This window comes from Pseudoalteromonas sp. SIMBA_162, from assembly GCF_046535955.1.
Taxonomy (GTDB): domain Bacteria; phylum Pseudomonadota; class Gammaproteobacteria; order Enterobacterales; family Alteromonadaceae; genus Pseudoalteromonas; species Pseudoalteromonas marina.
The window spans coordinates 1-266 of sequence record NZ_JAWJBQ010000522.1 but is presented as its reverse complement, the minus strand read 5'-3'; the positions used below and the strand labels follow the sequence as shown (position 1 = coordinate 266).

General features: G+C 67.3%; 1 protein-coding gene. It reads left to right on the top strand.

What is annotated here, in order from left to right; all coding sequences use genetic code 11:
* Nucleotides 1-43: 43 nt before the first annotated feature.
* Nucleotides 44-266 (top strand): hypothetical protein (locus tag R0J88_RS20765; protein WP_410900991.1); only part of this gene is annotated, 223 nt, incomplete at its 3' end.

Here is a 266-nt window from a genome sequence, read left to right as displayed (position 1 = left end):
CATCCCGGTGTGGGTCGCGCGACTGCGCGAGGAAGTCCCGTCGGTGAATGCCGAGGTCATGGTGCAGGCCTGTGAAGTGGCGCTCAAGGTGGCGCGCGAGGCGGACGCCCGCGGTGACAAGCCGTGGCGCGAGCCGCTGCGCAGTTTCCGTTTCAGTCTCGAGATGGCCGACATCCTGTCGGAACTCAAGCTCGACCAACCGGCGCTGGTCGCGGCCGTGCTCTATCGCGCGGTACGTGAAGGGCATCTGGGGCTTGAGGCCATCG